The 26,246-nt window shown below is 70.3% G+C and carries 27 protein-coding genes; 3 read left to right on the plus strand and 24 right to left on the minus strand.

Features of this window, described 5'->3' with window-relative positions; all coding sequences use genetic code 11:
* Window positions 1-4 precede the first annotated feature (4 nt).
* From nuoN to ABGB17_RS19850, 16 genes are all read right to left on the minus strand, one after another.
* On the minus strand, window positions 5-1,564 hold the full coding sequence (gene nuoN / locus ABGB17_RS19775; RefSeq protein WP_347631580.1) for an NADH-quinone oxidoreductase subunit NuoN: 1,560 nt from the start codon (window positions 1,562-1,564) through the stop codon (window positions 5-7).
* The gene (locus ABGB17_RS19780) at window positions 1,561-3,090 is read right to left on the minus strand and encodes an NADH-quinone oxidoreductase subunit M (protein ID WP_347631582.1); all 1,530 of its coding nucleotides are present in this window, start codon (window positions 3,088-3,090) and stop codon (window positions 1,561-1,563) included. Before ABGB17_RS19780 ends, nuoN begins: the two co-directional genes overlap by 4 nt.
* Window positions 3,090-4,943: an NADH-quinone oxidoreductase subunit L gene (nuoL, locus tag ABGB17_RS19785; protein WP_347631761.1), complete on the minus strand. Its 1,854-nt coding sequence runs from the start codon at window positions 4,941-4,943 to the stop codon at window positions 3,090-3,092. Before nuoL ends, ABGB17_RS19780 begins: the two co-directional genes overlap by 1 nt.
* Before the next feature lie 66 nt (window positions 4,944-5,009).
* Complete coding sequence (nuoK, locus tag ABGB17_RS19790; protein ID WP_347631584.1) at window positions 5,010-5,306, minus strand: NADH-quinone oxidoreductase subunit NuoK; 297 nt, start codon at window positions 5,304-5,306, stop codon at window positions 5,010-5,012.
* On the minus strand, window positions 5,303-6,145 hold the full coding sequence (locus tag ABGB17_RS19795) for an NADH-quinone oxidoreductase subunit J (RefSeq protein ID WP_347631586.1): 843 nt from the start codon (window positions 6,143-6,145) through the stop codon (window positions 5,303-5,305). The genes nuoK and ABGB17_RS19795 overlap by 4 nt, the downstream gene beginning before the upstream one ends.
* Complete coding sequence (gene nuoI, locus ABGB17_RS19800; protein WP_347631588.1) at window positions 6,138-6,653, minus strand: NADH-quinone oxidoreductase subunit NuoI; 516 nt, start codon at window positions 6,651-6,653, stop codon at window positions 6,138-6,140. The genes ABGB17_RS19795 and nuoI overlap by 8 nt, the downstream gene beginning before the upstream one ends.
* Complete coding sequence (gene nuoH / locus ABGB17_RS19805) at window positions 6,640-8,001, minus strand: NADH-quinone oxidoreductase subunit NuoH (RefSeq protein WP_347631590.1); 1,362 nt, start codon at window positions 7,999-8,001, stop codon at window positions 6,640-6,642. The genes nuoI and nuoH overlap by 14 nt, the downstream gene beginning before the upstream one ends.
* Window positions 7,998-10,409 (minus strand): NADH-quinone oxidoreductase subunit G, encoded by a 2,412-nt coding sequence (locus tag ABGB17_RS19810; protein WP_347631592.1) that lies wholly within the window; start codon window positions 10,407-10,409, stop codon window positions 7,998-8,000. The genes nuoH and ABGB17_RS19810 overlap by 4 nt, the downstream gene beginning before the upstream one ends.
* Window positions 10,406-11,692, minus strand: coding sequence for an NADH-quinone oxidoreductase subunit NuoF (gene nuoF, locus ABGB17_RS19815; RefSeq protein WP_347631594.1), 1,287 nt, complete (start codon window positions 11,690-11,692; stop codon window positions 10,406-10,408). The genes ABGB17_RS19810 and nuoF overlap by 4 nt, the downstream gene beginning before the upstream one ends.
* The gene (gene nuoE, locus ABGB17_RS19820; protein ID WP_347631596.1) at window positions 11,689-12,357 is read right to left on the minus strand and encodes an NADH-quinone oxidoreductase subunit NuoE; all 669 of its coding nucleotides are present in this window, start codon (window positions 12,355-12,357) and stop codon (window positions 11,689-11,691) included. The genes nuoF and nuoE overlap by 4 nt, the downstream gene beginning before the upstream one ends.
* Window positions 12,354-13,706: an NADH-quinone oxidoreductase subunit D gene (locus ABGB17_RS19825; protein ID WP_347631598.1), complete on the minus strand. Its 1,353-nt coding sequence runs from the start codon at window positions 13,704-13,706 to the stop codon at window positions 12,354-12,356. The genes nuoE and ABGB17_RS19825 overlap by 4 nt, the downstream gene beginning before the upstream one ends.
* Window positions 13,703-14,380 carry an NADH-quinone oxidoreductase subunit C gene (locus ABGB17_RS19830; RefSeq protein ID WP_347631600.1) on the minus strand — a complete coding sequence of 226 codons (678 nt, stop codon included), beginning with the start codon at window positions 14,378-14,380 and terminating at the stop codon, window positions 13,703-13,705. The genes ABGB17_RS19825 and ABGB17_RS19830 overlap by 4 nt, the downstream gene beginning before the upstream one ends.
* Window positions 14,377-14,928, minus strand: coding sequence for an NADH-quinone oxidoreductase subunit B family protein (locus tag ABGB17_RS19835; RefSeq protein WP_347631602.1), 552 nt, complete (start codon window positions 14,926-14,928; stop codon window positions 14,377-14,379). Before ABGB17_RS19835 ends, ABGB17_RS19830 begins: the two co-directional genes overlap by 4 nt.
* A gap of 39 nt (window positions 14,929-14,967) precedes the next feature.
* A complete protein-coding gene (locus tag ABGB17_RS19840; protein WP_347631604.1) occupies window positions 14,968-15,327 on the minus strand; it encodes an NADH-quinone oxidoreductase subunit A in 360 nt (119 codons plus the stop codon).
* Window positions 15,328-15,443: 116 nt separating this feature from the next.
* Window positions 15,444-16,697, minus strand: a complete 1,254-nt coding sequence (locus ABGB17_RS19845; RefSeq protein ID WP_347631763.1) for a geranylgeranyl reductase family protein — start codon at window positions 16,695-16,697, stop codon at window positions 15,444-15,446.
* 147 nt (window positions 16,698-16,844) lie between these two features.
* Window positions 16,845-17,588, minus strand: coding sequence for a demethylmenaquinone methyltransferase (locus ABGB17_RS19850; RefSeq protein WP_347631606.1), 744 nt, complete (start codon window positions 17,586-17,588; stop codon window positions 16,845-16,847).
* Between the two features lie 76 nt (window positions 17,589-17,664).
* On the opposite strand from ABGB17_RS19850, the gene ABGB17_RS19855 reads away from it, so the two are divergent.
* Window positions 17,665-18,933, plus strand: coding sequence for a hypothetical protein (locus ABGB17_RS19855; protein ID WP_347631608.1), 1,269 nt, complete (start codon window positions 17,665-17,667; stop codon window positions 18,931-18,933).
* Here ABGB17_RS19855 and ABGB17_RS19860 read toward each other — a convergent pair.
* Window positions 18,930-19,130: a DUF4229 domain-containing protein gene (locus ABGB17_RS19860; protein WP_347631610.1), complete on the minus strand. Its 201-nt coding sequence runs from the start codon at window positions 19,128-19,130 to the stop codon at window positions 18,930-18,932. The two genes, ABGB17_RS19855 and ABGB17_RS19860, sit on opposite strands and share 4 nt — an antisense overlap.
* A 293-nt stretch (window positions 19,131-19,423) precedes the next feature.
* On the opposite strand from ABGB17_RS19860, the gene ABGB17_RS19865 reads away from it, so the two are divergent.
* Window positions 19,424-19,663, plus strand: a complete 240-nt coding sequence (locus tag ABGB17_RS19865; RefSeq protein ID WP_262842220.1) for a BldC family transcriptional regulator — start codon at window positions 19,424-19,426, stop codon at window positions 19,661-19,663.
* A gap of 204 nt (window positions 19,664-19,867) precedes the next feature.
* Here the strand turns inward: ABGB17_RS19865 and ABGB17_RS19870 are convergent, their stop codons facing one another.
* On the minus strand, window positions 19,868-20,116 hold the full coding sequence (locus tag ABGB17_RS19870; protein WP_347631612.1) for a hypothetical protein: 249 nt from the start codon (window positions 20,114-20,116) through the stop codon (window positions 19,868-19,870).
* 10 nt (window positions 20,117-20,126) lie between these two features.
* Complete coding sequence (locus ABGB17_RS19875; RefSeq protein ID WP_347631614.1) at window positions 20,127-21,125, minus strand: hypothetical protein; 999 nt, start codon at window positions 21,123-21,125, stop codon at window positions 20,127-20,129.
* 193 nt (window positions 21,126-21,318) lie between these two features.
* Here ABGB17_RS19875 and ABGB17_RS19880 point away from each other — a divergent pair, with 193 nt between their 5' ends.
* Window positions 21,319-21,624 (plus strand): PLDc N-terminal domain-containing protein, encoded by a 306-nt coding sequence (locus tag ABGB17_RS19880; protein WP_347631616.1) that lies wholly within the window; start codon window positions 21,319-21,321, stop codon window positions 21,622-21,624.
* A 63-nt stretch (window positions 21,625-21,687) separates the two neighbouring features.
* On the opposite strand, the gene ccsA is transcribed toward ABGB17_RS19880, so the two are convergent.
* The 5 genes from ccsA to ABGB17_RS19905 all read right to left on the minus strand — a co-directional run bounded on the left by ccsA (window position 21,688) and on the right by ABGB17_RS19905 (window position 26,237).
* Window positions 21,688-22,665, minus strand: a complete 978-nt coding sequence (gene ccsA / locus ABGB17_RS19885) for a cytochrome c biogenesis protein CcsA (protein ID WP_347631618.1) — start codon at window positions 22,663-22,665, stop codon at window positions 21,688-21,690.
* A complete protein-coding gene (locus ABGB17_RS19890; protein WP_347631620.1) occupies window positions 22,655-24,211 on the minus strand; it encodes a cytochrome c biogenesis protein ResB in 1,557 nt (518 codons plus the stop codon). Before ABGB17_RS19890 ends, ccsA begins: the two co-directional genes overlap by 11 nt.
* Window positions 24,211-24,945 (minus strand): cytochrome c biogenesis protein CcdA, encoded by a 735-nt coding sequence (locus ABGB17_RS19895; RefSeq protein ID WP_347631621.1) that lies wholly within the window; start codon window positions 24,943-24,945, stop codon window positions 24,211-24,213. The genes ABGB17_RS19890 and ABGB17_RS19895 overlap by 1 nt, the downstream gene beginning before the upstream one ends.
* A complete protein-coding gene (locus ABGB17_RS19900; RefSeq protein ID WP_347631623.1) occupies window positions 24,935-25,510 on the minus strand; it encodes a TlpA disulfide reductase family protein in 576 nt (191 codons plus the stop codon). Before ABGB17_RS19900 ends, ABGB17_RS19895 begins: the two co-directional genes overlap by 11 nt.
* 88 nt (window positions 25,511-25,598) lie before the next feature.
* Complete coding sequence (locus ABGB17_RS19905; protein ID WP_347631624.1) at window positions 25,599-26,237, minus strand: histidine phosphatase family protein; 639 nt, start codon at window positions 26,235-26,237, stop codon at window positions 25,599-25,601.
* Window positions 26,238-26,246 lie beyond the last annotated feature (9 nt).

A 26,246-nucleotide genomic window follows, 5' to 3' on the forward strand; every position in this document is an offset into this window, starting at 1 on the left:
ACTCCTATCGAACGAACAACGACTGCGCGGCCGAGTGCGCCAGGTCGAGCACCGGCTGCGGGAAGACCCCGAGGACTACGGTAGCCGCAGCCGAAAGGGCGACCACAGCCGCGGTCCCCATGCTGGGCACCGCGATGGTCGGCCCCTCGGGCGCGGGGTCGCTGAAGAACATCAGCACGATGACGCGGACGTAGAAGAACGCCGCCATCGCCGAGGTGACCACACCCACGATGACCAGGGTCGTCGCGCCGCCGGCCACCGCGGGGGCGAACACCGCGTACTTGCCGAAGAACCCGGACGTGAGCGGGATGCCGGCGAAGGCGAGCAGGAACAGGGCGAAGATGCCCGCCAGCGCGGGCGACCTCTTGCCGAGGCCGGCCCACCGGGACAGGTGTCCCGCCTCGCCACCCGCGTCGCGCACCATGGTGACGACCGCGAAGGCGCCGACCGTCGCGAACCCGTAAGCCACCAGGTAGAACAGGATGCCGCCGAGCGCCGCGGCGTTCTGCTGCAGGTTGCCGGTGGCCACCACCGCGACCAGCAGGAAGCCGGTGTGCGCGATCGAGGAGTACGCCAGCATGCGCTTGATGTCGGTCTGGGTGATCGCCAGGATGGCGCCGATCACCATGGTGAGGATGGCGACGGCCCACAACACCGGCTGCCAGATCTCGTCCAGGTTGCCGAGCCCCACCCAGAACACCCGCAGCAGCGCGCCGAACGCGGCGATCAGCGTGCCGGACGCCATCAGCGCGGTGATCGGCGTGGGCGAGCCCTGGTACACGTCCGGCTTCCACGCCTGGAACGGCGCGGCACCGATCTTGAAGAGCAGCCCGACGCCCAGCATCGCGGCGCCGATATAGAGCAGGTTGTCCTGCCCGAGCTGCGTGCTGATCATCTGCTGCAGCGCGCCGAGGTCCACCGAGCCCGCGAAGCCGTACAGCAGCGCGGTGCCGTAGAGGAAGAACGCCGAGGAGAAGGCGCCGAGCAGGAAGTACTTCATGGCCGCCTCCTGGGACAGGAGTCGGCGGCGCCGCGCGAGGCCGCACAGCAGGTACAGCGGCAGGGACATGACCTCGAGGGCCACGAACATGATCAGCAGGTCGTTGGAGGCCGGGAACAGCATCATGCCGCCGACCGCGAACAGCACCAGCGGGTAGATCTCGGTGTGCGCGCCGCCCTGGCTGATCGCCTGGTCCTCCTCGGCGCTGCCGGGCACGGCCGACGCCTGGGCCACGAAGTGGTCGTCGTCGTTGACCAGCAGCACGCTGACGATCGCGAGCAGCAGGATGGCGCCCCACACGAACAGCGACGGCCCGTCCACCGCGACCGCGCCCATGGCGGCGGCCTCGCGCACCCCCTGCGTGCCCTGCCAGACGGTCAGCGCGAACGCCCCGATCAGGGACAGCAGCGTGATGGGCATCTGCAGGGACTTGCGCAGGTAGCGCGGCGTGAACGCCTCCACGAGCACCCCGGCGACGGCCGCGCCGAACACCAGGAGCAGCGGGGACAGCGTCCCGTACTCGATCGTCGGCGCGGGGATGGGCGCGAGGGCGAGCAGGCTCATTCTCCTGGCCCCTTCTGGTCGGCAGCCGCGGGTATGGCCGGGGTGAACTGCGGTGCCTGCACGCTGGTGAGAGTGTGCTGGACCGCGGGGTTGATCACGTCGAGCAGCGGCTTGGGGAAGAACCCGAAGCCGATGAGCAGGGCGATGAGCGGCGCCACCACGAACTTCTCGCGGAGGTTGAGGTCCGCCATGCCACGCACCTGCTCGGTCGCGGGCCCGCCCATCATGCGCTGGTACATCCACAGGATGTACACGGCCGCGAGCACCATGCCGGCCAGCGCGATGATCGCGGGCACGAGGTACCGCTCGTAGGTGCCGATCAGCACCATGAACTCGCTGACGAACGTCGAGAGGCCGGGCAGCGACAACGACGACAGGCCGGCGATCAGGAAGGTGCCCGCGAGCACCGGGGCGACCTTCTGCACCCCGCCGTAGTCGGCGATGTACTGCGAGCCGCGCCGGTGGATGAGGAACCCGGCGAGCAGGAACAGCGCCCCGGTGGAGAAGCCGTGGTTCACCATGTACAGCGTGGCGCCGGAGCCGGCGTCGGCGGTCAGCGCGAACACGCCCATCGTGATGAAGCCGAAGTGCGAGATCGAGGTGTAGGCGATGAGCCGCTTCATGTCGGTCTGCCCGATGGCCACGATCGCGCCGTACACGATGCCGATGACGCTGAGCGCGATGATCACCGGGGTGAAGAACTTGGCGGCGTCCGGGAACAGCTCCAGGCAGAACCGCAGCATGCCGTAGGTGCCGACCTTGTCCAGAACGCCGACCAGCAGCACGGCCGCCCCGGCGGGCGCCTGCGCGGCGGCGTCGGGCAGCCAGGTGTGGAACGGCCACAGCGGCGCCTTCACCGCGAAGGCGATGAAGAACCCGAGGAACAGCCACTTCTGCGTGTCAGGGTCGGTGATCGCCCCGATCAGCTCGGGCTGCAGGAACGTGTTCTTCGCGGCGAGGTGGTACAGCGCGATCACCGCGACCAGCATGAGCAGGCCGCCGAACAGCGAGTACAGCAGGAACTTGACCGCCGCGTACGACCGCTGCGCGCCGCCGTAGGACCCGATCATGAAGTACATCGGGATCAGCATGGCCTCGAAGAACACGTAGAACAGGAAGACGTCGGTCGCCGCGAAGACGCCGATCATCATCGCTTCGAGCACCAGGATGAGCGCGAAGTACGTCTTGACCGACCGCTTGGCGTCCGGCCGCTCGGCGTCGTGCCAGGAGGCCAGCACCACGACCGGCACCAGCACCGCGGCCAGCGCGATCAGCACCAGCGCGATGCCGTCCACCGCGACGGCGTAGTGCACGCCGAACGCCGGGATCCAGTCGTGGACCTCGCTGAACTGCTGGCGCGCCCCCGACGGGTCGAACTGTGCCGCCATGGCGAGCGTCAGCGCAAGCACGACCAGCGACACCGCGAGCGTGAGCTGCTTGGCGAGCTTGTCGTTGCCCTTGGGCACCGCAGCCACCGCCAGCGCGCCCAGCACGGGCACGCCCATCAGGATTGAGAGCCAGGGCATCACAGGTTCCCTACGAAGAACAGTGCGCCGACCAGGAGTGCGGCACCGAAGAATATCGACAAGGCGTACGAGCGGACGAACCCGGTCTGCACGCGGCGCAGGCGCCCGGAGGTGCCGCCGATCGTCGCCGCGAGACCGTTGACGAGGCCGTCGATGCCTCGGTTGTCGAAGAACACCGCGAGCCGGGTCAGCCACTGGCCGGGACGCATGAACAGCGCCTCGTTCAGGGCGTCGCCGTACAGGTCGCGCCGGGCGAAGACCGTGAGGAACGACCCGCGGGGGGCCACGACGGGCACCGGCGCCCGGCCGTACCGCATCCACGCGTACACCGCGCCGACGGCGACCAGCGCCAGGGTGGCGAGGCCGGGCACGCTGAGCGCGTGGAACACCGGCAGTTCCTCGGGACGCCCGACGGCGGGCGACAGGAACTCCATGAACCGGTTGCCGACGATGAGGAACGCGCCACCGAAGACGGAGCCGACCGAGAGCAGGATCAGCGGCCAGGTCATCACGGACGGCGACTCGTGCGGGTGGGCGTCCTTCTCCCAGCGGCGGGTGCCGTGGAAGGTCATGAAGAACAGGCGCGACATGTAGAAGCCGGTGATGCCGGCGCCGATCACGGCGAGCCAGCCCAGGATCGGGTTGTGCTCCATCGCGGCCTCGATGATGCCGTCCTTGGTCCAGTAACCGGACAGCAGCGGGAAGCCGATGATCGCGAGGTAGCCCAGCCCGAACGTGATCCAGGTGATCTTCATGACCGAGGACAGGCCGCCGTACTTGCGCATGTCGACCTCGTCGTTCATGGCGTGCATCACCGAGCCCGCGCCGAGGAACATCGAGGCCTTGAAGAAGCCGTGCGCGATGAGGTGGGCGATGGCCAGGGCGTACCCGACCGGGCCGAGGCCGGCGGCGAGCATCATGTAGCCGATCTGCGACATCGTGGAGCCCGCGAGGGCCTTCTTGATGTCGTCCTTGGCGGTACCGATGATCGCACCGGCGAGCAGCGTGGCCACGCCGACGATGGTGACGACGAGCTGCGCGGTGGGCGCGCCCTCGAAGATGGCGCCGGAGCGCACCACGAGGTAGACGCCGGCGGTGACCATGGTGGCCGCGTGGATGAGCGCGGAGACCGGGGTCGGGCCCTCCATGGCGTCGAGGAGCCAGGACTGCAGCGGGAGCTGCGCGGACTTGCCGCACGCGCCGAGCAGGAGCGCGAGACCGATCAGGGTGAGCGTGCCCTGGGACGCCTCGCCCGCGTGCTGGAACACCGGGCCGTACGAGATGGTGCCGAACGTCGTGAAGATCACGAAGATGCCGAGCGCGAGGCCCATGTCGCCGACGCGGTTGACCACGAAGGCCTTCTTGGCGGCGGTCGCGGCCGTCGGCTTGTGCTGCCAGAAGCCGATCAGCAGGTACGACGCGAGACCCACGCCCTCCCAGCCGATGTACAGGCCGAGGTAGTTGTCGGCCAGCACCAGCAGGAGCATCGCGGCGACGAAGAGGTTCAGGTAGCCGAAGAACCGCCGCCGGCCCGGGTCGTGGGCCATGTAGCCGATCGAGTAGATGTGGATCAGCGACCCGACTCCGGTGATCAGCAGGGCGAACGAGATCGACAGCGGGTCCAGCAGCAGGCCCATCTTCACCTGGAGCGACGCGCCGGCGGGCAGGAAGTCGTACAGCTCGACGAGCCTGCGGCGCTGGTCGGCTCCGAGGCCGAGCAACTCGAAGAGGACGAGCGCGGCCACCACGAACGACCCGAGCGACATCGCGACGCCGACGAGGTGACCGAAGCGGTCGGTGCGGCGGCCGCCCAGCAGGAGGATCGCGGCGCCGAGCAGCGGCAGGGCGATCATCAGCCAGGACGCGCCGATCACTCCACCGGAGTGCTGGACGATCTCAGCGGGTTCCACGGCCACCTCTTAGTACTTCAGCAGGTTGGCGTCGTCGACCGACGCGGACCTGCGGGTTCGGAAGATCGTCACGATGATCGCCAGACCCACGACCACCTCGGCGGCCGCCACGATCATCACGAAGAACGCGATCACCTGGCCCTCCAGGTTGCCGTGCTGGCGGGCGAACGCGACGAAGGCCAGGTTGCAGGCGTTCAGCATGAGCTCGACGCACATGAACACCACGATGGCGTTGCGGCGCACCAGCACGCCGACGCCGCCGATGGCGAACAGCAGCGCGGAGAGCACCAGGTAGTGGGTGGTCACTTGCCTTCCTCCTCGACGTGACCGTCGGCGGTGGCGGTCCGCGCCGCGGCCGGGCTCCCCGGCTCGACCGGGTCGGCGGCGGCCTTGGAGCCGCCGGCGACGTTCCTGATCGCCTGGGCGAGCCGCGGGTCGTCCGGCAGATGGCGGTCCTCGACGTCGTGCCGGGCGATGACCCGGTTGACCGACAGCTCCGACACCGTGCCGTCCGGCAGCAGCGCCGGCATGTCGATGGCGTTGTGCCGGGCGTAGGTGCCGGGGCCGGGCAGCGGCGCCGGGTGCCCGCTGAGGAACCGGGCGCGGGACAGGTCCTTCTGCGTCGGCTTCGGCGCGGACCGCTCGCGGTGCGCCAGCACCATCGCGCCGAGCGCGGCGGTGATGAGCAGCGCGGAGGTGACCTCGAACGCGAAGACGTACCGGGTGAAGATCAGCGACGCCAGGCTCGGCACGTTGCCGCCGTTCGCCTGCACCGCGCCGCCCAGCCCGGCGGCCCCGCCGAACGCGACGTTGCCGAGGCCGGCCGCGAGCAGCACGGCGAAGCCGAGCCCGGCGACGAAGGCCCAGAACCGCTGGCCGCGGATCGTCTCGACCAGCGAGTCGGAGGAGTCCACGCCGACCAGCATCAGCACGAACAGGAAGAGCATCATGACCGCGCCGGTGTACACGATGATCTGCACCACGGCGAGGAACGGGGCGTCCTGGACGGCGTAGAGCACCGCGAGCGAGAGCATGACCACGCCCAGCATGAGGGCGGAGTAGACCGCCTTCCTGCTGAAGACGAGCCCGAACGCGGCGGCCACCGAGACGACGGCCAGCACCCAGAACGTGATGGTCTCACCCATTGCTACGGCCCAACCGGTAGTAGTCCTCTTCGGTCTCGCCGAGGCGCATGGGGTGCGGCGGCGTCTCCATGCCGGGGGCCAGCGGCGCGAGCAGCATCTCCTTGGTGTAGATGAGGCTCTCGCGGCTGGAGTCGGCGAGCTCGTACTCGTTGGTCATGGTGAGCGCCCGGGTGGGGCACGCCTCGATGCACAACCCGCACAGGATGCAGCGCAGGTAGTTGATCTGGTACGTGCGGCCGTACCGCTCGCCCGGGGAGTAGCGCTCCTCGTCGGTGTTGTCCGCGCCCTCCACGAAGATGGCGTCCGCGGGACAGGCCCAGGCGCACAGCTCGCACCCGACGCACTTCTCCAGCCCGTCCGGCCACCGGTTCAACTGGTGGCGACCGTGGAACCGGGGCGCGGTCGGCCGCTTCTCCTCCGGGTAGTTGGTCGTCACCGGCTTCTTGAACATGTGGTGGAAGGTCACGCCGAACCCCTTCACGGGGTTCAGGAAATCAGTTAGTCCCACTGGGGACCTCCTTGCGTCCGTTGACGCCGTGGTAGTGCGGCAGGTCAAGCGCGGGCACCGGGAAGCCGCCCGCGGTGGGCTCCTCGGCGAGCTGCTCGAACTCGGCCTGGACCTGCTCGGCCTGGGCCTCCCTGCGGCGCTGGTTGACCGTGTCGAACCAGAAGTAGATCGCCAGGCATCCGACCACGACCACCGCCGCGATGACCATCACCAGCGACCGGTCGGCCTGCGGGACCTGCATGGCGCGGAAGCTGGCCACGAGCAGGATCCACGCGAGGTTCAGCGGGATCAGCACCTTCCAGCCGAAGGCCATGAGCTGGTCGTACCTGATGCGGGGCAGCGAGGCGCGCACCCAGATGAAGAACGAGAACACCAGCACGAGCTTGATGAAGAACCACAACATCGGCCACCAGCCGGTGTTGGCGCCGTCCCACAGCGATATCGGCCACGGGGCCCGCCAGCCGCCGAGGAAGAGCGTGATGCTCAGGGCGGACACGGTGAACACGTTGACGTACTCGGCCAGCATGAACATCGCGAACTTCAGCGACGAGGAGTACTCGGTGTGGAAGCCGCCGACCAGCTCGCCCTCACCCTCGGGCAGGTCGAACGGCACCCGGTTGGTCTCGCCGAGCATCGTGATCACGTAGATCAGGAACGACGGGATGAGCAGCACCGCGTACCAGGACGGCAGCGGGATGTCGAGCCCGAACATGTTCCAGGTGTTGCCCGACGCCTGCTTGGCCACGATCTCGGACGTGGACAGCGTGCCGGCGAAGATGAACACCGCGACGAACGAGAGCCCCATCGCGATCTCGTACGAGATCACCTGGGCGGTGGAGCGCAGGCCGCCGAGCACCGCGTACGGCGAGCGGGAGCCCCAGCCGGCGAGCACGATGCCGTACACGCCGATCGAGGCCATGGCGAGCACCAGCAGCACCGCGACCGGCAGGTCGGTGAGCTGCAGCGGGGTGCGCACCCCGAACATCGACACCACGGGCCCGAACGGGATGACGGCGAACGACAGGAACGCCGGGACCGCGATGATGATCGGGGCGAGGATGTAGATGACCTTGTCGACGGTGCGCGGGAGGATGTCCTCCTTCAGCCCCATCTTGATGCCGTCCGCCACCGACTGCAGCAGGCCGAACTTGCCGGCCCGGTTGGGGCCGTAGCGGTGCTGCATGCGCGAGATGAGCTTGCGCTCGGTCCACACGCCGAACAGCACACCCAGCATCAAGAACACGAAGATGAACAGCGCCTTGATGATGGAGATCCACAGTGGATCCTTGCCGAAGTCGGCCAGGGTGGGGCCGACCGGCTCGGCCGGTGCGGCCAGCAAGAGACTCATTCCGCGCTCCCGATCTCGACGACGTCCCCGGACACCGCGCGCAGGTCCCGGGTCACCGAGCACCCGGGTGAGTTGGCCGGCACCCACACGACGCGGTCGGGCAGGTCGGCCACCCGCACGGGCAGGCTGACCGTACCGCCTTCGGTGGTGATCGTGACCTTACCGCCGGGCACCACGCCGATCTCGGCCGCGGTGGTCTCCGACAGCAGCGCCTCGACCGGCTTGCCGGTGCCCGCGAGGTACGGCTCGCCGTCCTGCAGGCGCCCCGCGTCGATGAGCAGGTGCCAGGTGGCGAGCACGGCCTGACCGGCCCGCGGCTCGGGGTGCACGCCGCCGCTGACGGCGGGGCCGCTCGGCCGGGCGCCGCGCCAGGCGCCGAGGGCGGCCAGCTCGCGGCGGGCGGCGGCGGTGTCGGGCAGCCCGAGGTGGACGTCCATGTGGTCGCTGATCGCGGCGATGGCGCCGAGGTCGCTCATGAGGCCGGGGACCTCGATGGCCCGCTCGAAGGTGCGGCCGCGGCCCTCCCAGTCGACGAACGTGCCGCTCTTCTCCGACACCGCGGCGACGGGCAGCACGACGTCGGCCCGGTCGGTGACGGCGCTCGCCCGCATCTCCAGGGCGACGATGAACGGGGTGTTCTCCAGGGCCGCGAGCGCGGCCTCGGGGTCGGGCAGGTCGTAGGGGTCCACGCCGCCGACCACCAGCGCGTCCAGGTCGCCGGTGAGCGCGGCGGCCAGGATGGCGGCGGTGTCGCGGCCCGGGGCGGCCGGCACGGAGGAGACGTTCCAGGCGCGGGCCACCTCGGCGCGTGCGGCCTCGTCGGTGACCGGGCGGCCGATCGGCAGCAGGCCGGGCAGCGCACCGGCCTCGACGGCCCCGCGCTCACCGGCCCGGCGCGGCACCCAGGCCAGCCGGGCGCCGGTGACGGCGGCCAGCCGGACGACGGCCGACAGCGCGCCGCGGGAGGTGGCGAGCCGCTCGCCGACCAGGATGACCGCCCCGGACTTGCCGAGCGCCTCGGCGGCGGGCGAGGAGTCGGAGATCAGGTCGCCGATGGCCTCGGCCTCGGTGCCGGGCAGGGCGCGCAGCAGCGTGCCGCCCATCTTGGCGAGGCTCTCGGTCGCGAACGGCGCGATGGAGAAGACCCGCAGGCCGTGCTTGCGCCACGCCTTGCGCAGGCGCAGGAAGACGATCGGCGACTCCTCCTCGGGCTCGAACCCGGCGAGCAGGACGGCCGGCGCCTTCTCCAGGTCGGCGTAGGAGACCTCGATGCCCTTGCCCGCGACGGCGTGGGCGAGGAACTCGGCCTCCTCCTGCGAGTGGGCCCGCGCGCGGAAGTCGACGTCGTTGGTGCCGAGGGCGATGCGGGCGAACTTGGCGTACGCGTAGGCGTCCTCGACGGTGGCGCGTCCGCCGACCAGCACACCGGCCCGGCCGCGGGCCCTGGCGAGCCCAACGGCTGCGGCCGTGAGGGCCTCGGGCCAGGAGGCGGGCCGCAGCAGGCCGTCCTCGTCGCGGACCAGCGGGGAGCGCAGGCGGTCGGGCTCGGTGGCGTAGGAGAACGCCCACCGGCCCTTGTCGCAGTTCCACTCCTCGTTGACCTGCGGGTCGTCCCCGGCCAGGCGGCGGGTGACCCGGCCGCGGCGGTGGTCGGTGCGTAGGGAGCAGCCGCTGGCGCAGTGCTCGCAGGCGCTCGGCGTGGACACCAGGTCGAACGGCCGGGCCCGGAACCGGTAGGCCGCGCCGGTGAGCGCGCCGACCGGGCAGATCTGGATGGTGTTGCCGGAGTAGTACGACTGGAAGGGCTCGCCGTCGGCGACGCCGACCTGCTCGGCGGCGCCCCGCTCGAAGAAGTCGATCAGCGGGTCGCCCGCGATCTCGTCGGAGAACCGGATGCAGCGGGCGCACTGGATGCACCGCTCGCGGTCCAGCAGCACCTCGGTGGACAGCGGGATCGGCTTCTCGAAGGTGCGCTTGTCCTCGGTGAACCGCGACTCGCCCTGGCCGTTCGACATGGCCTGGTTCTGCAGGGGGCACTCGCCGCCCTTGTCGCAGACCGGGCAGTCGAGCGGGTGGTTCATCAGCAGCAGCTCCATCACGCCGCGCTGCGCCTTCTCGGCCACCGGCGAGGTGAGCTGGGTCTGCACCACCATGCCCTCGGTGCACACGATGGTGCAGGACGCGGCGGGCTTGGGCATGCCCTCGATGGTCACCAGGCACTGGCGGCAGGCGCCGACCGGGTCCAGCAGGGGGTGGTCGCAGAAGCGCGGGATCTGGATGCCGAGCAGCTCGGCGGCCCTGATCAGCAGCGTGCCCTTGGGCACGGCGATCTGGAACCCGTCGATGGTGAGGTTCACCATCTCCACGGGCTGCTCGATCTGCCCCTCCGGCGTCGTCTGAACGGTCATGCGGTCCCCCACACGGTGGACGCCGCCGGGTCGAACGGGCATCCGCCGATCTCGAAGTGCTTGAGGTATTCGTCGCGGAAGTGCTTCACCGACGAGTGGATCGGGCTGGTGGCGCCGTCGCCGAGGGCGCAGAACGACCGTCCGAGGATGTTGTCGGCGATGTCGGTGATGGTGGTCAGGTCCTCTTCGGTGCCCTGGCCCTTCTCCAGCCGCCGTAGCACCTGCTTGAGCCAGTAGGTGCCCTCCCGGCAGGGGGTGCACTTGCCGCAGGACTCGTGGGCGTAGAACTCGGTCCACCGCAGCACGGCTCGCACCACGCAGGTCGTCTCGTCGAAGATCTGCAGGGCCCGGGTGCCGAGCATCGAGCCCTTGGCGCCGACCGACTCGAAGTCGAGCGGCACGTCGAGGTGCTCGTCGGTGAAGATCGGGGTGGAGGAGCCGCCGGGGGTCCAGAACTTGAGCCGGTGCCCGGCCCGCACGCCGCCCGCCATGTCGAGCAGCTCGCGCAGGGTGATGCCGAGCGGCGCCTCGTACTGGCCGGGGCGGGTGACGTGGCCGCTCAGGGAGAAGATGCCGAAGCCCTTGGACCGCTCGGTGCCCATGCCGGCGAACCAGTCGGCGCCGTTGGCGATGATGCTGGGAACGCTGGCCACCGACTCGACGTTGTTGATGACGGTGGGACACGCGTACAGGCCCGCGACGGCGGGGAAGGGGGGCTTGAGGCGAGGTTGACCCCGGTAGCCCTCCAGCGAGTCCAGCAGCGCCGTCTCCTCGCCGCAGATGTACGCCCCGGCGCCGGTGTGCACCACCAGCTCCAGGTCGTACCCCGAGCCGAGGATGTCGGTGCCGAGGTAGCCCTTCTCGTACGCCTCGCGCACGGCCGCCTGCACCCGCCGCACGACGTGCAGCACCTCGCCGCGGATGTAGATGAAGGCCTGGTTGGCGCGGATGGCGTAGGAGGTGATGATGACGCCCTCGACCAGCGAGTGGGGGTTGGCCATCATCAGCGGGATGTCCTTGCAGGTGCCCGGCTCGGACTCGTCGGCGTTGACCACCAGGTAGTGCGGCTTGCCGTCGCCCTGCGGGATGAAGCCCCACTTCATGCCGGTGGGGAAGCCCGCGCCGCCGCGCCCGCGCAGACCGGAGTCCTTCACGGCCTTGATGATGGCGTCGGGGTCCATGCCGAGCGCCTTGCGCGCCGCGGAGTACTCCCCGTAGCCGTCCAGGGTGAAGGAGTCGGCCTGGTCCCAGTTGGCGGTGAGGACCGGCGTCAGCGTGGTCATTCCGAGGCCCCCTTCGGCGCCGTCCATCCGTTGGCCTTGGCGATCTTGAGGCCCTCGAGCGACGGGCCGGCCGCCGAGGGACCCTCGCCCGCCTGCCCGTCCGGCAGGCCGGCCAGCACCCGCGAGGCCTCCTTGAACGAGCACAGGCGCCCGGGGCCGCGGGTCGGCTTGACCTCCTTGCCGGCGCGCAGGTCGTCCACGAGCTGCTTGGCCGACTCGGGGGTCTGGTTGTCGAAGAACTCCCAGTTGACCATCATGACCGGCGCGAAGTCGCAAGCGGCGTTGCACTCCAGCCGCTCCAGCGACACCTTGCCGTCCGCGGTGGTCTCGCCGTTGCCGACGCCGGCGTGCTCGGTGAGCTCGTCCCAGATCTGGTCGCCGCCCATGATCGCGCACAGCGCGTTGATGCAGACGCCGACGTGGAACTCGCCCGCGGGCTTGCGCTTGTACATCGTGTAGAACGTCGACACGCCCACGACCTCGGCCTTGGTGAGCCCGAGCATCTCGGCGCAGAACTCCTGCCCGGCGTCGGAGACGTAGCCCTCCTCGGACTGCACCAGATGGAGCAGGGGCAGCAGCGCCGAGCGGGTCCTCGGGTAGCGGCCGATGATCTCTTTGGCGTCCCGTTCGAGACGCTCGCGGACTTCCGGCGAGTAGGTCGTCACCGGTCCACACCTCCCATGACCGGGTCGATCGACGCGACCGCGGCGATGACGTCGGCAACCATGCCGCCTTCGCAGGTGGCGGGCACCGCCTGCAGGTTCGTGAAGGACGGGTCGCGGAAGTGCACGCGGTACGGCCGGGTGCCGCCGTCGCTCACCACGTGCGCCCCGAGCTCGCCGCGCGGCGACTCGACCGCCGCGTACGCCTGGCCGGCCGGGACGCGGAAGCCCTCGGTGACCAGCTTGAAGTGGTGGATGAGCGCCTCCATGGAGGAGCTCATGATGTGGGCGATGTGGTCGGGGGAGTTGCCGAGGCCGTCGGGGCCGAGCGCGAGCTGCGCGGGCCACCCGATCTTCTTGTCCTCGATCATGACGGGCTTGCCCTTGAGCTCGGAGCCCGACAGCCGGTCCAGCGCCTGGCCGATGATCTTGAGGGACTCCTCCATCTCGGCCACGCGCACGAGGTAGCGGCCGTAGACGTCGCAGGAGGTCTGCGTCGGCACGTCGAAGTCGTAGGTCTCGTAGCCGCTGTACGGCTGCGACTTGCGAAGGTCCCAGGGCAGGCCCGCCGCGCGCAGCATGGGGCCGGTGACGCCGAGGGCCATGCAGCCGGTGAGGTCGAGGTAGGCGACGTCCTTGGTGCGGCGGACGTAGGCGGGGTTGGCGTCGAGGAGCTTGCGCATCTCCTTGATGCGGCCCGGCATGACCTTGAGGAACTCGCCGATCTTGTCGACCGCGCCGGCGGGGAGGTCCACCGAGACGCCGCCCGGGCGCACGTACGCCATGTTCATGCGCAGGCCGGTGATGTACTCGAACAGGTCGAGCACCATCTCACGCTCGCGGAACCCGAACAGCATGGGGGTGGTGGCGCCGAGCTCCAGGCCGAACGTCGCGATGGCCACCAGGTGGGAGCTGATGCGGTTGAGCTCCATCATCATGACGCGGATGGCCTGCGCTCTGGCCGGCACCCGGTCGGTGATGCCGAGCAACTGCTCCACCGCCATGCAGTACGCCGCCTCGTTGAAGATCGGCGAGAGGTAGTCCATGCGGGTGACGAACGTGACCCCCTGGGTCCACGTCCGGAACTCCATGTTCTTCTCGATGCCGGTGTGGAGGTAGCCGATGACGGTGCGGGCCTCGGTGACGCTCTCGCCGTCCAGGGTCAGCACGAGCCGCAGCACGCCGTGGGTGGACGGGTGCTGGGGGCCCATGTTGATGACGAGGCGCTCCTCGGAGGACTCGGCGACCGCGTCGACGACCTGGTCCCAGTCCTGGCCGTTGACGTTGTAGACCCGGCCCTCGGTGGCGTCGTCGTCGCGGCGGTCGGTGTCGCCGTCGTGCACGGTGGTCATGCGTACGACCTCCTCTGGTCCGGCGCGGGGATGGTGGCGCCGCGGTACTCCACCGGGATGCCGCCGAGCGGGTAGTCCTTGCGCTGCGGGTGGCCGTCCCAGTCGTCCGGCATCTCGATGCGGGTCAGCGCCGGGTGGCCGTCGAAGACGATGCCGAAGAAGTCGTAGGTCTCGCGTTCGTGCCAGTCGTGGGTCGGGTAGATCGACACCGTGGACGGCACGTGCGGGTCGGCGTCGGGGCAGGAGACCTCGACGCGGACGCGGCGGTTGAACGTGATCGAGCACAGGTGGTAGACGGCGCGCAGCTCGGCGCCGGTCTCCTCGGGGTAGTGCACGCCGGAGACACCGAGCGACAACTCGAAGCGCAGCGCGGGGTCGTCGCGCAGGTGGCTCATCACCTCGGTGAGCCGCTCGCGCGCGACGTGCAGGGTGAGCTCGCCGCGGTCCACCACGACCCGCTCCACCATGCCGGCGAAGGTCTCACCGGCCGCGCGCTCCAGGGCGTCGGCCACCTCGTCGAAGTAGCCGCCGTACGGGCGGGCGCTCCCCGGCTTCGGGGGGCGGCGCACCACCAGGCGGCCGTACCCGGAGGTGTCGCCGGTGCCTGTGACACCGAACATGCCGTGCCTGGCGACCGGCTCCTCCGGTACGCCCGGAAGGTTGTCGCTGCTCATTTCGGGCTCCCCTGATCGATGAGCGGAAGCGACCGCAGAGCCTGCTGCTCCAGCTCCTCGATCTGCTTGGCGCGATGCGCGCCGAACTTCATGTTCTGGATCTTGTCGTGCAGCTTCACGATGGCGTCGATGAGCATCTCGGGGCGGGGCGGGCAGCCCGGCAGGTAGATGTCCACCGGCACGACGTGGTCCACGCCCTGCACGATCGCGTAGTTGTTGAACATGCCGCCGCTGGAGGCGCACACGCCCATCGCGATGACCCACTTCGGCTCGGCCATCTGGTCGTAGATCTGGCGCAGCACCGGCGCCATCTTCTGCGACAGCCGCCCGGCCACGATCATCAGGTCGGCCTGGCGGGGCGAGGCGGAGGCCCGCTCCATGCCGAACCGCGCCAGGTCGTGGTTCGGCCCGCCGGTCGCCATCAGCTCGATGGCGCAGCAGGCCAGGCCGAACGTCGCCGGCCAGACCGAGTTCTTGCGCGCCCAGCCCGCCGCCTGCTCCACCGTGGACAGGACGAACCCGCTCGGCAGTTTCTCTTCGAGACCCATCTCAGTGCTTCCTCCCGCGCGCCGAAGGCACGCCGCCTCTCAGTCCCAGTCCAGGCCGCGGCGACGCCACACGTAGGCGTACGCGACCAGGACGGTGACGATGAACAGCACCATCTCGATCAGACCGAAGACACCGAGATTGTCGAAGGCCACGGCCCACGGGTACAGGAAGATGATCTCGATGTCGAAGACGATGAAGAGCATGGCAGTGATCATGTACTTCAGCGGGAACCGGCCGCCGCCCACGGGCTGCGGAGTCGGCTCGATGCCGCACTCGTAGGCGTCGAGCTTGGCGCGGTTCCATCGCTTCGGCCCTGTGAAGGGCGCGATGCCCACAGAGAAGACCGCGAAACCGGCCGCGAGAACCGCCAGCACCACGATCGGCACGTACAGTTCCATCGCTTATCCGTCTCCTCTGTCTCTCGTGGTTCTTCTGTGTCCGAGCGCGCGGGCGCCTCTCGACCGGTTGCTGAGTCTAGGCACGGCGATCATCTGTCTTCGTTCCGGGTGTCTGGTCATGCCGGCGGCGTCACCTTCGACAGGGCGTTGATCAGCCGGTCCGACGCGTCACCCCGCCGGTCCGTGAGATTAGCAAGGAGCTTCAGCGCGAACCGCATCAGAGTGGGGTGAGGGAGCCCGTGCCGCGTCAGGAAGGCCATCACGCCGGGTTTGCCGATCGCCTCGACGAACAGCCGGCCGAGGGTGAAGTAGCCGCCGTAGGCGTCCTTCAGCACCTGCGGGTAGGCACGCAGCAGGCGCTCGCGCTGGGCGGGTGTGGCGGCGGCCAGCGCGCCGGCGACGACGCCCGCCGCGATCCTGCCGGTCTCCATGGCGTACGCGATGCCCTCGCCGTTGAACGGGTTGATCATGCCGCCGGCGTCGCCGACCAGCACCAGGCCCTTGGTGTAGTGCGGCTGGCGGTTGAAGGCCATCGGCAGCGCGGCGCCGCGCACCGGGCCGGTCATGTTCTCCTCGGTGTAGCCCCACTCGGCGGGCATGTTCTTCACCCAGCGGCGCAGCAGGTCGCGGTAGTCGAGGTTCTGGAACGACTCGCTGGTGTTGAGCAGGCCGAGGCCGACGTTGCTCGTGCCGTCGCCGACGCCGAAGATCCAGCCGTAGCCGGGCAGCAGCCGCGCGCGGCCGTCGTCGCCGGTGTCCCACAGCTCCAGCCACGACTCCAGGTAGTCGTCGTCGTGCCGGGGGCTGGTGAAGTAGGTGCGCACCGCGACGCCCATCGGCCGGTCGCCGCGCCGGTGCAGGCCCATGGACAGCGACAGCCGCGTGGAGTTGCCGTCGGCCGCGACGACCAGGCGCGAGCGGTACGTCACCGGCTCGCCGTCCTTCTTCGCGGTCACGCCGATGATGTGGCCGCTGCGCAGGTCCAGCACCGGGCCGGTGACGTTGACGCCCTGCAGCAGCCGGGCGCCGCCCGCCTCGGCTCGCTCAGCGAGGATCTTGTCGAAGTCCAGGCGCGTGCGGACCAGCCCGAAATCGGGATAGCTGGACAACTCGGGCCACGGCAGCTCCATGCGGTGACCGCCGCCGATCACGCGAAGGCCCTTGTTCCTGATCCAGCCGGGGCTGTCGATGTCGACGCCCATGGCGATCAGTTCTTTCACCGCGCGCGGCGTGAGACCGTCCCCGCAGACCTTCTCGCGGGGGAAGCGGGTCTTCTCCAGCAGCAGCACGTCGAAGCCGGCCTGTGCGAGGTAGTAGGCCGTGGTCGAACCCGCTGGTCCGGCACCGACGACGATGACGTCGGCGTCCATCGCGGGGGCTGACTCGCTCACGGGACCTGTCCTGTCCTGGGTGTTCGAGGGCCTTCAAGGTTCGGGGCCTTCGTGCCTTTGTGAACTACTTCACAAACTTGTCGGCGGAAGTCTAGCCCTTTTCCCCTGCCCTGTGTCAGATGGAGCTTACCTACTCTCCACGGCCGGTTTGACGGCCCGGTGGAGTGCCACGATCCCGAGGGAAAGATTGCGCCACCGCACGCCCTCCCAGCCCGCCCGCCCGATGATCCGCGCGAGCCCCGCCTGGTCGGGCCAGGCCCGGATCGACTCGGCGAGATAGACGTAGGAGTCGGGGTTGGAGCTGACCGCGCGGGCCACCGGCGGCAGCAGTTTCATGAGGTACTGGCTGTACACGAGGTCGAACGAGCGGACCGGGGGCCGGGAGAACTCGCACACCACCAGCCGGCCGCCGGGACGGGTGACCCGCAGCATCTCGCGCAGCGCCCCCTCGGTGTCCTGCACGTTGCGCAGACCGAACGAGATGGTGACGGCGTCGAACACCGCGTCGCCGAATGGAAGTCTCAGCGCGTCACCCCCGACGAAGGTGATGCCGTTCGCCCCGCCGGCCTCATCGGACACACCCGACCCGCCGTGCCGCTCGGCGCCCGCGCGCAACATGCCGAGGGAGAAGTCGCACGCGACGGCCCGCGCGCCGAGGGTGGTGAAGGCGTCGGTCGAGGTGCCCGTGCCGGCGGCGAGGTCCAGGACGAGCTCCCCGGGACCGGCGTCCACCGCCGCGGCGGTCGCCTTGCGCCAGTAGCGGTCCTGGCCGAGGGAGAGCACATCGTTGACCAGGTCGTAGCGCCGGGCCGTGCGATCGAACATCGCCGCGATCTCCCGCGGCTGTTTGTCCAGCGATGCACGTGTCATGCGTTCAGCTTAGTGGGACCAGGCGATCGACCCAAAGTGACCACCTCGTCACGCTCCGTCTGCTAGGACTTGGCAAATGTTTACCGGAAAATCGCCCGTGCGGCGGGTGCTGCCCGCCGCCGCGCTGCTCGCCGGGCTGGTCCCGCTCGCGCTCGCCGCACCGGCGGACGCCGGCCCGGTGCCCCACGACCGCGTCGTGTCCGCCGATCCGGCCGCCAACACGCCGCACGTGCTGGACGGCATCGTCAACGCCTTCGCGATCGCCGGGCGCACCGTCGTCGTCGGCGGGTCGTTCAGCAAGGTGCGGGAGGCCGGCGGCACGGCGCGGCTGCCGAGGAGCAACATCTTCGCGTTCGACCTCGCCACCGGGCGGGTCGACCGCCGCTTCGCTCCGCGGCTGGAGGGGGCGGTCGCCGCGCTCGCCGCGGGCGCCGACGGCACGGTGTACGCGGGCGGGTCGTTCTTCGCGCCGGGCGGCGGCGTGGGCCTGACGCGGCTGCGCCTGGCCGACGGGGCGCCCGTGCCCGGCTTCGCGGCGCCGGTGCGCGGGGGCGACGTCTCCTCGCTGGTGCTCCACGGCCGTCATCTGTACGTCGGCGGCGACTTCAGCGGCGTCGGGCGCGCCATGCGTCCCGCGCTCGCCCGGCTGGACGCCGCGACCGGCGCGGTGGACCCGGCGTTCACCGTCACGCCCGGCGGCGGGCTCAGCGCGCTCAAGGTGCACGCCATGGCGATGTCCGGCCGCGTGCTCGGGGTCATCGGGTCGTTCACCACCCTCGACGGGCAGCGCCGTCCCCAGGTGGGCCTGATCGACGTCGGCGCGGCGCGGCCCAGGGTCGCGGCCTGGCGCACCGAGGCGTACGCGGCCCGCTGCAAGGACGTCTTCCCTTATTACGTACGAGGTCTGGATTTCTCCCCCGACGGCCAGTACTTCGTCGTCGTCACGACAGGCGGCGCGGGCGGTGTCCGCAAGCTCTGTGATTCGGCCGCCCGATTCGAAATATCGGCGCGCGGCGCGGCGCGGCCCACGTGGGTCAACCACACCGGGGGCGACTCGCTCTACTCGGTGGCGGTCACCGGGGCCGCGGTGTACGTCGGCGGGCACCAGCGCTGGCTGGACAACCCACGGGGAAGGGACTCGGCCGGCCCCGGCGCGGTGGCGCGGCCGGGCATCGGCGCGATCGATCCGGTCACCGGACGGGCACTGCCGTGGAATCCCACCAGAGAGCGCGGCATAGGGGTGAAAGCGTTCCTCGCCGACAAAAGCGGCCTTCTCCTCGGAAGCGACACCACGCGGCTCGGACACGAGTACCATGCCCGGGTCGGCATGTTCCCGCTCTTCTAGCCCTTGTGGCGCTCACTGATCTGCCGGCTCACCGCGTCCCGCTGCCCCGACAGCAGCACGTAACTGGCGACCCCGCTGATCGCAAAACTGATCACGAGCAGCCAGAGAGGGTTGTGGAGGCCGATCAGATAGAGCACACCGAGGGTGACCGCGAACAGTCCGAGGCGTGACGCGGTGTAAACGAGAATCGGTCGCACAAGGTCGAGGTTACGCCACCCCGTGCTGGAGCGGTCTACCCCCGCCACCCCACGGGACACCGATTTCGCAGGTGGAGCTTTACAGCGCTCGCTTCGCATCGGGAGCGAGCACTGCTAGTGTTCCCAACACGGCGCTTATGTAAAGAAACACCCACGAGCGCCCCAAAGAGGCTCTATCATATAACAAACGGGCAGTCAGCTGATAACAACCCGTGATCTTTCAAGCTAAATCACGGATATATCAGATTTCGCTCGGCAAACTGGATACCTGTCCGCCCGCTTCGAGGTGCGGGATGCGAGGGGGAGAGATTGTGGAGAGTAGCAGCGAGCGTCTGCTGACCCCTGGAGAGGTGGCCGCCCTCTTCCGGGTCGATCCAAAAACGGTGACGCGCTGGGCGGCGGCCGGTCGCATCAGCAGTATCCGTACCCCCGGAGGGCACCGGCGTTTCCGAGAGTCGGAGGTGCACGCCCTCCTGCGTGGCGAGGAAGTCCTCACGGCCGACAGGCCTAGCGGCGACTCACCGCGTGTCTGAACCACCGGTGCGAGCCCGCCGAGCACGAAGCCCGGTGATCTCGATCCGGCCGTGTACCACCCGGTGATCCTGCGTGCCCCCCGGAAGCCGCAGGGTCACTGTTCTTTTTACGGACGTCCTTAAATGCTTTAAATGCGTATCACTAATCCGAAGGGCCGCCATTGGCGCTCCTTCGGGGCCCCCCGAAGCCCGCCCGTGGACCGCTCAACGGTCGGAGCCGGCCTGCGTCTCCTTGAACGCCAGGAATTCCCGTTCCAGGTCGTCGTTCTCCTCCCGCCACCGGCGCCGCCGCTCGGCGTCCTGCTCCTCGGTGATCGACTCGGCGAGCCAGCGCTCGTAGTCGGGGTCGCTCGGGGCCACCTCCAGGTAGGCGTTGCCGATCAGACGGCCGTCGCCGCTGGTGAGGGAACGCGGGATCCGCAACGTCCCGTCCGCGAGCCGGATGACGTACATGGCGGATCACCTAGATTCCGTAACGCCGGTTGAAGAACAGCATGACGTTGAGCGCGGCGCGCGTGTCGCCGCCCAGCATGTCCACCAGCGCGGGGCGCTGCCGCGAGGCGATGGCGGCGAAGGCGTCCGCGAAGAACTCCTTGCGGCCGAGGCCCCCGGGCTGCTTGTGGAACGTCGAGGCCAGCAGAGGGCCGCACTCGTCGTACAGGGCGGCGAACTCGGGCGAGTCGGACACCCAGTCGCCCGGGGGCGCGTCGATGTCGTCGAGCGCGTGACCCGTCTCGTGCATCATCACGTCGGGCGTGGGCGACGGCCGGTCCCCGACGACGATCTTGCGGTCGCCGTACGCGCCCGCGCAGATGTCCCACGTCGCCTTTCCCGACGGCAGCGGCGCGCCCCGCAGATAACCCATGTCGTCCAGATCGGGCACTCCCCCGGGCCCGACGTAGATGCCGTCGAGCCCGACCGCCAGAAGCGACTTCAGCCTCTCAGGGAGCCGGGAGAGGCTCTCGATGGCACGCACCGCGTCCGGGGACGGCGGGCCGTACGACGCGTCCCATTGACGGTGCAGTATTCGTTCCAAGGGGCCACAATGTCGTAACCCATCACGGAGGTCGGGAGTGTCAGGAGAGTTGGGCTGCGCGAGCGGCGGTTCGTCGTCCAGCTCGAAGTCGCGCCAGATGTACTGCGGCCGGTCCACCACCGGCGCGGTGACCGCCCCCGGGGCGTCCGTGCGCGGCCGGTCGCCCTGCCAGAACGACTCGGCCTGACGGCTCTCCCTGCGCCCTGACCTGCGGTTCTCCCTGCGATCCTGGCGGTCGCCCCGCCCGGCGTCGCCGCGGCGGTCGCCCGTGCCGTCGCCAGGCCGGGAGTCGGCCGCGGGGCGGGTGTCCGGCGCGTCCGGGCCCTCCCGCGGGGTCTCCGAGCGGTACGGGGACGCGGACGGCCCACGCTGCCGCCAGCGCGGCCCCCTGCGGTGGCGACCCTTGTCGCCGGAGTACGCCGTCAAGGCGCCGTGTGTGCCGGGACGAGGGGGGACATCGGCGGGCACCTCTCCGTGCTGGGCTTCGCGGCGGTCACGGTCCACCGTACGACGGAGCAGGGCGGGAAGCCATCAGGAATGTCCTATGGCGATGAATCCCGGCGTCCCCGGTGTCGCCCCCGAAAACACGATCTACCGCAGAATGGCTTACGCTGCCGACATGCCTAGCGTGCTTCTCGGCCTGGCGCTGTTGGCCTTCTGGCTCTACTGCCTGTTCGACGTCATCACGACACCGGAGCAAGATGTAAGAAACCTGCCCAAGATGCTGTGGGTCCTCATCACCGTCCTGCTGCCCGGCCTCGGCGGCCTTCTGTGGCTGCTGCTCGGGCGCCCGCTCAGCGAGCAGACGGTGCGGCGCCGGGCCGCGGGGCCCGGACGGCCCCGGCCCTCGGTTCCCCGCGGCCCCGACGACGACCCCGACTTCCTGCGCGACCTCGACCGCCGCATGCGGCGCGAGGAAGACTAGACCCGCCTGCTTCCCCTGCTTCCCCGCTTACCCGGTCTCCCGGCCTCTGAGCCCTGTCCCCGCTCAGGGCACCTGCGCGTAGGAGTGCAGGCCCGACAGGAAGATGTTCACCCCGACCAGGTTGAACATCAGACACGCGAACGCCACGAGCTGCACGATCGTGGCGGCCCGTCCCCGCCAGCCCGCGGTGGCCCGTGCGTGCAGGTAAGCCGCGTAGGCGATCCACGTGATGAACGACCAGACCTCCTTGGGGTCCCAGCCCCAGTAGCGGCCCCACGCCTTGTCCGCCCACAGGGCGCCGGCGATGACGGCGAACGTCCACACGGGGAAGGCGAACACGACGGCCTTGTGCGCCACGGCCTCCAGCTCCGCGCGGGAGGGCAGGCGCGACGGGCCGTCCTTGCGGGCGAGGTACAACACGCCGGACACCCCGGCGACGATGAACAGACCGCTGGCGAGGATGGCGGCGGTGACGTGGATGGCGATCCAGTACGAGTTCAGGGCGGGCACCACCGGCCCGGCCTGCACGTGGAGGTAGCGGACCGCGAAGCCCAGCCCGAGCGCGGCGGCGAGCGTCACGAAAGCGCCAAGGAAGCGCACGGGCTGGCGGGTCTGCATCACGAGGAACGCCGTCACGGCGGCCAGGCAGATGGCCACCACGAACTCGTACATGTTGCCCCACGGCCAGCGGGCCACCGCGACGCCGCGGCCGATCACGGCGCCGAGGTTGGCCGCCCAGCCGAGCCAGGTGAGGGCCACCGCGGCCGTGCCGGCCCTGACCGCCCACGCGGGCGGCTCAGGAGCCTCAGGGGCCTTCGCGTCCCCGGCGTCCGTGCCGGGGACCCCCGCGTCCGTGCCGGAGGCGCCTGGGCCGCCGTCCGCGCCCACCGTGACCGGCACGCGGCCCTCGGCGGGCACCTCCGCGCGCACGCGGCCGAAACCGAGGTCCAGGGCGTAGGCGATCATCGCGAACACGTACAGCAGGACGGTCACCAGGATCAGCTGGTCGCTGAGCGTGGCGAGCCCCGGGTCAGTGGGCATCCTTCACTCCTTGACGCGTGGCGGCCTCGCGGCCGGGCAGCCCGGAAAGGGCGGTGACGAGCTGGGTGAACTCCTCGGCGAACGCGGCGCCGCCACCCTCGGTGCGGGGCAGCCCGCCCACCTCGGCAGGGCCGCCGTCCTCGGGGACGCGCACCCAGACGCGGCGGCGCCGCACGGTGAGCGACAACACCAGGCCGAGCACGGCGAACGTGGCGGCGAGCAGCGCGGGCACCCGCCCGGGGTCGTACGCGATCTGCAGGCTGATCCACTCGCGCACGCCGGCGAGCCGGATCGTGCCCGCGCCGCCGGGCAGGGTCAGCGACTCCCCGACGGCGAGCGGCTTGGTCTTGTCCCCCATCACCAGCGGCTTCAGCTTGGTGGTGTCGAGCCGGTACACCGACTGGGGCGCGCCGTTGCGGAGCCCGAGATCACCGGAGAACGCGAACACCTGGATCGCCGGGTTCGCCGCGCCGGGGAACACCGAGATCCACGAGCCGTCGGCGGCCGGCACCGCGGTCGGCAGGAACCGCACCAGGAAGCCGAGCTGCTCGGGCTCGGCGTCCGGCGCCTTGATGACGCACTCGGAGGTGTAGGTGGTCTGGTCGACCGGCAGGCACGGCACCGGGCCGTCGAACGCCACCTGGCCCTTGCCGTCGGTGACCTTGAAAACGGGGGCGTATCCGTGCCCGAGCAGGTACGTCTGGGTGCCGTTGACGTCCAACGGCTCGTTGACCTTCAGGTCGTAGGGCCGCTCGGCCGCCCCCGGGCGGTCGGCGACCGTCAGGCGGGCGGAGAAGTCCAGCGGCTGGCCGCGGCGTTCCCCCGCGGCGACGTAGGTGGCCTGGAAGTCCTTCAGAGTGAACGAGAACGGCTCCAGGGCGGCGGCCGAGACCCGCTGGCCGGGGATGTAGCGGTCGTAGGCGGCCACGGTGTTGGCGAAGCCGTTGCCCTCGACCACCAGCACGTTGCCGCGGTAGCCGAACAGGCCGCCGAGGCCGACGGCCAGTAGCATGGCGAGCAGCGCGGCGTGGAACAGCAGGTTGCCGGTCTCGCGCAGGTAGCCCTTCTCCGCGGCCACCCAGCCGGGCCCGGTGACCGTGCGCCAGCGCCTGCCGCGCAGCGCCGCAGCGTACTGCTCCACGGTCACCCCGCGGGCATCGAGCACGGTGTGGCGGGGCAGGCGGGACAGGTTGCGCGGGGCGGAGGGCGGGGGGCGGCGGAGCTCGCGGACGTGCGCGGCCGCGCGGGGCAGCACGCAGCCGGCCAGCGAGACGAACAGCAGCAGGTACGTCGCGGCGAACCACGGAGCGGTGAAGACGTCGAACAGGGACAGGCGGTCCAGCCAGCGGGCCGTGCCGGGGCTGTCCTGGAAGTACTTCGTGACCTGCTCGGGGCTGATCGAACGCTGCGGGAAGATCGAACCGGGCACCGAGGCCAGGGCGAACAGAAACAAAAGGATGAGCGCCGTGCGCATCGACGTGAGCAGGCGCCAGCCCCAGCGCAGCCAGCCCGCCACGCCGAGGCCCTTCGCGGTCGTCGTCGTCATCAGATCACCGGCTCGAATCCGCCGACCCAGCCCTGGATCGCGGCGATGAACTGCCCCCACAGGCCGGTCACCAGCAGGACACCCACCAGCACCAGCATGCCGCCGCCCAGCCGGGTGATCAGGCGGCTGTGCGCCCGCACCGCGGCGAAGGCCGTCAGGGCCTTGCGGTACAGCAGCGCCGCCAGGACGAACGGCAGGCCGAGGCCGAGGGCGTAGGCGAGGGCCAGCAGCGCGCCGCGGGCCGCGCTCGCCTGGTCGAGGGACAGAGTGAGGACGGTGGACAGGGTGGGGCCGATACAGGGCGTCCAGCCGAGGCCGAACACCACGCCGAGCAGCGGCGCGCCCGCTAGGCCCGCCGCCGGGAAGCGGTGCACGCGGACGTCGCGCTGCAGGCCCGGCAGGAGACCGATGAACGCCAGCCCGAGCACGATGGTCAGGGCGCCGAGCACCCGGGTGATCACCTCGGCGTTGCCGAGCAGCAGGGCGCCCACCCCGCCGAACAGGGCCCCGCCGAGCACGAACACCAGCGAGAAGCCGAGCACGAACAGGGCGCTGCCCGCGACCATCCTGCCCCGGCGGGGGTCGCCGCTCATGCCGGTGACGTACGACAGGTAGCCGGGGACCAGCGGCAACACGCACGGCGACAGGAACGACACCACCCCCGCGGCCACCGCCACCGGCACCGCGAGCACAAGGGAGCCGGCCGCTATGGTGCCGGCCAGGTCACCGCTCATCGCTGACCTTGGTCACGGCGTCCATCAGGTCCGAGTACTTGACCTCGCCGAGCGCCCGCGCGGCCACCCGTCCCTGCCGGTCGATCACCAGGGTGGAGGGGATCGCCGCGGGGTTCACCATGCCGTGGAACGCCAGCGCGACCTTGCCCGGCTGGTCGAACAGGCTCGGGTACCCCGGTTTCTGTGTGCGCTGGAAGGCCAGGGCCTGCGCCCGGTCGTCCTTGAAGTCGACACCGAGGAAGGTCACGCCCCTGGCCTTGGTCTTCTCCGCGACGTCCTTGAGCACCGGCGCCTCGCTGCGGCACGGGCCGCACCACGACGCCCAGAAGTTCAGCACGACCACCTGGCCCTTGTGGTCGGCGAGCCGCGCCCGCCGTCCCTCCAGGGTCTCGCCCTCGATGGCGGGGGCGGCCTTGCGCTCCCCGGCGGTGAACACCTGGACCGCGCCGTCGCCCGCGACGAACCGGGTGTCGCCCGACTGCGGCTGCGCCGACGGGTTACCCGCGCAGCCCGCGAGAACCGCCATGAGAAGCACGGCGGTCAGGGCTCGTGACTTCGCGAACACGGCGCCAGGATCTCCTTGCACTACAACCGGTAGAGCGCCTCAACCCTACCCATCCCGCGCGGTGCCCCGGAAATCGGGGGCCTCGGCCTCAGCGGCGGCCGCGGCCGTCCATGCCGGGCGGCCTGAGCAGGGCCCCCGCGGGTTCGCTGTAGCCGACGCTGGTGAGACGGTCGCCGTCGAAGGTGAAGCTGGTGACGCTGGCCAGGGCGCACTGGCGGCGGCGCGGGTCGTGCCAGAGGCGGCGGCGCTCGGCGGCCTGCCGGATGGTCCAGATGGGGAGCTGGTGACTGACCAGCACGGCCTCGTGGCCGCGTGCCTCGGCGCGGGCGTCGTCGATCACCGAGCGCATGCGGCGCACGATCTCGACGTACGGCTCACCCCAGGACGGTTTGCTCGGGTTCCAGAAGTGACGGTAGTGCCGGGGGACGCGGAACATCGCCCCCAGGGCGAGCCCTTCGAAGATGTTGCCGGCCTCGAGGAGCCGATCGTCGGTGCGCACGGTGAGACCGAGGGCGTCGGCGAGGGGGATGGCCGTCTCCTGGGCACGCTCGAGGGGGGAGCAGAGCACGAGGGTGATGTCACGTCCGGAAAGCGCCTTGGCCACCATGTCGGCCATGGAGCGGCCCGTCTCCGAGAGGTGGTAACCGGGCAGACGGCCGTACAGCAGGCCCTCCGGGTTGTGCACCTCCGCGTGCCGGAGCAGGTGAACAACGGTGCTGGCAGTCATAACGGACAC

Origin of the sequence: Sphaerisporangium sp. B11E5 (assembly GCF_039871875.1) — a bacterium.
Lineage (GTDB): Bacteria > Actinomycetota > Actinomycetes > Streptosporangiales > Streptosporangiaceae > Sphaerisporangium.